General features: G+C 43.5%; 6 protein-coding genes. 2 read left to right on the top strand and 4 right to left on the bottom strand.

Annotation, left to right across the window (positions count from 1 at the left end; genetic code table 11):
* The 4 genes from JGK16_RS32305 to JGK16_RS32290 form a co-directional block, all read right to left on the bottom strand.
* The coding region (locus tag JGK16_RS32305; RefSeq protein WP_293193963.1) for a helix-turn-helix domain-containing protein at positions 1-97 on the bottom strand (97 nt) is incomplete at its 3' end.
* A 23-nt stretch (positions 98-120) separates the two neighbouring features.
* Positions 121-243: a hypothetical protein gene (locus JGK16_RS32300; RefSeq protein WP_293174170.1), complete on the bottom strand. Its 123-nt coding sequence runs from the start codon at positions 241-243 to the stop codon at positions 121-123.
* Between the two features lie 351 nt (positions 244-594).
* Complete coding sequence (locus JGK16_RS32295; protein ID WP_293144339.1) at positions 595-987, bottom strand: PadR family transcriptional regulator; 393 nt, start codon at positions 985-987, stop codon at positions 595-597.
* Positions 988-1,390: 403 nt separating this feature from the next.
* The gene (locus JGK16_RS32290; protein WP_293144336.1) at positions 1,391-1,594 is read right to left on the bottom strand and encodes a DUF751 family protein; all 204 of its coding nucleotides are present in this window, start codon (positions 1,592-1,594) and stop codon (positions 1,391-1,393) included.
* A gap of 51 nt (positions 1,595-1,645) precedes the next feature.
* Between JGK16_RS32290 and JGK16_RS32285 the strand changes: the two genes are divergently transcribed.
* The gene (locus tag JGK16_RS32285) at positions 1,646-1,822 is read left to right on the top strand and encodes a hypothetical protein (protein ID WP_293203593.1); all 177 of its coding nucleotides are present in this window, start codon (positions 1,646-1,648) and stop codon (positions 1,820-1,822) included.
* A 206-nt stretch (positions 1,823-2,028) separates the two neighbouring features.
* Positions 2,029-2,904: a DNA adenine methylase gene (locus JGK16_RS32280; RefSeq protein ID WP_293193961.1), complete on the top strand. Its 876-nt coding sequence runs from the start codon at positions 2,029-2,031 to the stop codon at positions 2,902-2,904.
* The last annotated feature ends 756 nt before the right edge of the window (positions 2,905-3,660 follow it).

The raw sequence follows: 3,660 nt of genomic DNA, 5'->3' as shown, positions 1-3,660 counted from the left end.
CCCAGTTATAAGTAAACCTCGCTATTCCAGCGTGCTTGCTCATGACTGTTGCCTGACTCTTGTTTAATTTTAACTTTGTTTTGATGGATAAAAGCATTGTTCGACCTCAACACGCTAATTTCACCGATCGCCCGACAGGGTGGATTTGGCTGGTAACTTCCCCGAAACATCCCAGCGAAAGCGAGTGTCTTTACTGACAATCCAAGATTTTTTGGGAATCGCCCAGGGTTTGAACAGGTACATCGTAGATTTGTCTACCAGTGTACTACCTTGTCTATTTAATCGCTAGCTAGGTACTAGCTCTCCACCACCCAATTCCCATATCTGCTATACAAATCCTAGACAAGCCTAGACATTTGCTTCTTACTTCATCGGGAGCATGGGAGCGGTTATCCCTCGGTAAGCTTTGACGCTCTAGCCAAGCGCGATAAATTAATTGCTGCGTTCAAATCCCTGTCCATCGAATGACAGCAATTTCCGCAGTTGTAAGTCTAATCGCTGTGCGGCGGCGATGCTGGCAAAGCGAAGGCAATCCGAAAATTCGGTTTGCTAGCACCGCATCTCAAGGGTTTAGGCATCCGATTTCAACGCCGACTAACCCGTGTGACCAGTTTCTAAGGCACGGGGGCGACGGCCAGAGGCGCCGTTTCCCTGACCGATGTACTCGTGCCACAGACGAGCCAGGTCTTGAGCTTGATGTCGCCACTCGGGGAGGATTTGATACATCCGGCGGGGGCGGCCGCGTCCTTCTACTTTTTTCCAGTAACCGGTAATGACGGCTTCATCTTCGAGAAATTTCAAAGCGCTGTAGAGGACGGTATCAGAAAGTCGGTAGATGGGGAATTCCCTTTCTAGTTGTCCGATGAGTTCTGTACCGTAGGAATCTCCGCGCAATAACACCGAGAGAATGTAGCACACTGCCAGTTCCTTGTTTAGATAAACAGGAGGTGGGTCTTGAAAAAATTGATAGATATGTTCAAATTTCATCTGTCTTGTCCGCTGGAAACTCTCGTGATACCGTCAGGTTAACGGGAGAGGAAAGCGGGGCGGGGTGTGCCGCTTCCTAAGGATTAAGTGGGAATGGGGGAAACAGAGGTGCAGTATTTCCCCAGTTGTGTTGATAGCCGGAACTGTTGTGCTGCACTTCGGTAATGTTTGCTTGCGCCAAGGTTGAGGAGCGCTCACATAACTAGGGTAACTTTACTTTCTCTTCCAATCTATCGCAGCGACTATTGCCAAGTGTGCGATCGCACGGAAGAGTTGCACTTATTTCGGGGGTTAGTGTTTTAACTCAAACTCAGAAGTCGCAACCCCCAAACCCTCTGCGTTCCTGGTTTGTGGGCTATGGTTTGTCAGAGTTCGCCGGCTTTTTCGGGCAGAAATTTTGCCTTTAAACCGGACTCAGACCTAACATGGCGCGCAGTGTAAAAGTTAGAAACACAAAAGTCGCTACAATCGAAGTAATCAGGGCGATCGCAGTTGCCGGTCGATCGAGCAGAGGTTTGAGTCGCTCGAACAGGAAAAAAAAGATTCCCAGACACACAGTAATCAAAAAACGAGGGTAGCGAGAGATGTTATTAATGAAATCTTGCATGAGCACCGGTGGGGTAAAGTGTTACAGCTCGATCTTTGACTGGTAACACTTGTGAGCGAGTTAGACAATTTTGGCACAGCCGGAGCTAAATCTGCCGATCGGGCGATCGGTCATTTTTCAAGGGCGATGCTAACATATATAATTCTAACGAAAAGTTTTGTGAGAGCGATCGGGTCTGAGTCTGTTCAATGCCGGAACGCGACCTCCGTTCAACAGTTGACCGCTTGACAGTTGACCGCTTGACAGTTTGAGAGCGACCTCTACCTATAAGTCCGAGGATTGGAGTAATGAATAGTCTGATTTTAATTTCTCCCTCAAAGCGTTCCGGCTTTCAACCAATTCTTTCTGGTAACGAATGAGAGAAGTATTTCTATTCAGTTGTAGTTGTGAGTTGTAGTTGTGATAAATATTATAGGGCTGTTATTTCTACCTAAATGTCTGCTGCCGCACCTTCTTTCGTCTTGCCGCGTCCATTTCTGAAATGGGCTGGAGGCAAAACAAGGTTGATTGGACAATATCAACCTTATTTTCCTAAAAAGTTCACCACTTACTACGAGCCTTTTTTGGGCGGCGGAGCCGTATTTTTTTACTTAGCACAACAGCACCCTTCTGTGCAAGTTGTGTTAACAGATATTAATCCTGAGTTGATTAATGCTTATCGCTGTGTCAGGGATAAAGTTGAGGATCTGATTGAGCTTTTGTTAGAGCACGCTTCAGAGCACAGCAAGGACAATCCAGCCTATTATTACTCGGTGCGATCGCGATCCTACAACACAGATACAGAAAAAGCAGCACGGCTAATCTACCTCAATAAAACTTGTTACAACGGCCTCTACAGAGAAAACTCCAAAGGTGAATTTAATGTTCCCATAGGCAGATACAAAAATCCTAACATTTGTCAACCAGAATTATTGCGATCGGTCTCATCTCTACTCGAGCCAGCTCAAATTGAAGTGAGAAAATTCGATCGAATTTTAGATTTTGCTACAAGCAGCAAAGACTTTGTTTATTTTGACCCGCCTTATTATCCTATCAGTTCTACTAGCGATTTCACAGCTTACAGCCGCGAGAACTTCAAACAAGCCGAACAGATAAAGCTTAGAGATGTTTTTGCAGAACTTGCCCAACGGGGTGTCAAAATTATGCTGTCTAATTCTAACTGCGATTTCATCGATAAAATATACAGCGATGCTGAAGCTTTTAAAATAGCTCATCTCCCTCAGCAAATTGAAATATCAGCGTCTAGGGGAATTAACTCTAAGAGTTCCAAGCGCGGCAAAGTCAAGGAATTATTAATAAGTTCAATTTAACTAAACACCAAAATCCACTCTCTATCTAGTCGAAGTTGAGTTAGTTAGGTGTAGGGTGCGCCGCCACCGAAAATCCCTCAAGAAAAATTGATAATGTAACCGTTCCACACCTGTGATTGCACGGCCTGTGGAAACAAACCCATTTTTGGATAGCAATGCTTTTCGTCGATATCAACCACAAAAAGTTTAGAAACAGTGTCAAAAAATTGGCAAAAAAAAGGAATTATTACCTATTGACTTGTCTGGACTTTAGGTGGTATATTTTAGATAATGGAAGTGGTGAGTCTAATTTTAATTTTGCGACTATTCCCATTATTAAATTGTACTTCCAAAAAACTTCAGAGTCAAGCGGTTAACTCGAAAAAAAAGGGCGATTTTTTTCACTTTAATAAAATTAAAATATTTGAATGCTGGGTTATCGTAAATAATAGCAGTTTCCCCAAAAAAAGCAACTGTAGGGAAGGGGAAAATGGCGATCGCGATCGGTAATGCCTGATTAGAGATGTTTGTTAGCCCAAGTAATGAAAGCTTCGAGCTTGTGAGCCCCCAAAAGATTTTGATTTTAGGGAATTTGCTTTTTAAACCAGTCGATCGAACCTTGCCCATTACTCACAAGTTAAGCTAAAAGCACTGTTGTCAATGAGTAATCTTACTCATTTTTTTTACCGAGATACCAATTAAAATATGACTCCATTTGTTCCTTTATTATTGAAAAAAAATTGTTCGGGACTTCTTTGAGTTCCAGGGAAAGGAGAA

The organism is Microcoleus sp. PH2017_09_SFU_O_A (genome assembly GCF_020738625.1).
In the GTDB taxonomy this organism is placed as follows: Bacteria; Cyanobacteriota; Cyanobacteriia; order Cyanobacteriales; family Microcoleaceae; genus Microcoleus.
This window is presented reverse-complemented; position numbering and strand designations above follow the sequence as displayed.